Source organism: Streptomyces muensis (assembly GCF_021474425.1).
Taxonomy (GTDB): domain Bacteria; phylum Actinomycetota; class Actinomycetes; order Streptomycetales; family Streptomycetaceae; genus Streptomyces; species Streptomyces muensis.
Map to the genome: position 1 here is coordinate 1 of NZ_JAKEIP010000548.1, position 1,731 is coordinate 1,731.

The window sequence follows — 1,731 nt, forward strand, 5'->3', positions numbered from 1 at the left end:
GCTGGCCGTCATCGGCGGCACCGTGTTCGCGGTGACCCGCGGCGGCGACGACGACCCGAAGAAGCCGGTCGCCCAGGAGACCGGGGACTCGAAGAACACCGAGTCCCCGACCGAGGACCCCGACAACGGCGGTGGCGGCGGTGGCGGAGCCGACCCGGAGAACCTCAACGGAGGCCGTGAGGCCGGCGACTCGAAGGTGCTCTGGTACAAGGGGGCGCCCGACGCGCCCGGTTCCGGCGCCGACGCCCCCGGCATGTGGATCACCGACAAGACCGCGGTGAAGGCGGCGTACAAGCAGGTCTTCGCCTACAACGTCGGTGACGGCGAGGCCACCTGGGACCCGATCAGCTTCCCCGAGAAGATCTGCTCGGTCACCCCGGAGAAGTCCGCCGACGACAAGATCGTCGTCGCGTACATGAGCGGCAGCAGCGACCGCGCCAAGTGCAACCAGCTCCAGCAGATCGACCTCAACACCGGCGCCAAGGGCTGGAAGGCCACGGTCGCCAACGGCGCGCTGTTCGACAGCACGCTCGACGTCGAACTGTCCGTCACCGGCAAGACACTGGTGGTGGCCCGCTCGCAGTCCGGCACGGCGTACGACATCAACAGCGGTGAAAAGCTGTGGGACAAGAAGAAGTACGGCGACGCCTGCTTCCCCGACGCCTTCGCGGGCGGCGAGAAGCTGATCGTCGTGTCCGGCTGCAACGCCTCCCGCAGCAACGAGCACGACGAGGTGCAGGAGCTCGACCCGGCGACCGGCAAGGCCAAGTGGACCTGGCAGTTCGCCTCGGGCTGGAAGGTCTCGCGCGTCTTCTCCGTCGACCCGCTGGTCATCTACAGCACCAACGAGGACAAGAAGCAGTGGAACATCTCCACCTTCGGTCCCGACGGCAAGCGCCGCTCGCAGGTGGACGTCGCCCTGGAGATCGGCGCCCAGTGCGGCTGGGCCATCCTCCAGCGTGACCTCCAGGGCTGCACCGGCGTGGCCGCCGACGCCGACACGCTCTACATGCCGACCAAGGCCACGACCGGCGCCAACGAGATCGTCGCCATCAACCTCGCCAACGGCAAGGAGAAGTGGCGCGTGAAGTCCCCGGCGGAGGAGTCGATGCTGCCGGTCAAGGTCGAGGACGGCAAGCTCATCGCCTACGTCGAGCCGTCGTACGACGCGGGCGGCCAGGTCGTCTCCATCCCGCTCAGCGGCAGCAGCCCCCAGCCGACGAAGCTGCTGCAGAACCCGGCGAGCGCGTCGGACGTCGAGCGCGGCTTCTTCACCAAGGCGTTCGACTGGGCCGACGGGCGCTTCTTCCTCTCCAGCACCCGGCTGACCGGCAACGACGCCGCCAAGGAGAAGCTGATCCTCGCCTACGGCAAGTGAGGCGTGCGCCGGACAGACCCTTCGCCGCCGCCCCTTTCGTCCCCCTCCCCTGAGGTACCCACGCCATGACCCAGCCGCCGCCTCCGCCGCCGAACCAGCCCCCGCAGGGCGGCTTCGGCCCGCCGCAGGACCAGCCGCCCCAGCAGCCGGGGAGCGGCGGCTTCGGCGCACCCCAGACACCCCCGCCGCCGCAGGGCCCGCCCCCCCCCCCGCTGCGCGACCACAAGTTTTTACTGATCCGGCGACCTCGGAGATGTAGTCGGATAGATGTTCGTCGGCAGGGTCAGCTGTGTTTACGAGCCCGGGTCGGTGGCGTCGGTGGCGGCGGCCAGACTCAGTGCGGCGGCCAGGGC

Annotated in this window: 1 protein-coding gene; it reads left to right on the forward strand. The window is 69.5% G+C overall.

From position 1 onward, the window contains the following. A partial coding sequence (locus L0P92_RS44220) for an outer membrane protein assembly factor BamB family protein (protein WP_234768779.1) occupies positions 1-1,378 on the forward strand: 1,378 nt, incomplete at its 5' end. Positions 1,379-1,731 lie beyond the last annotated feature (353 nt).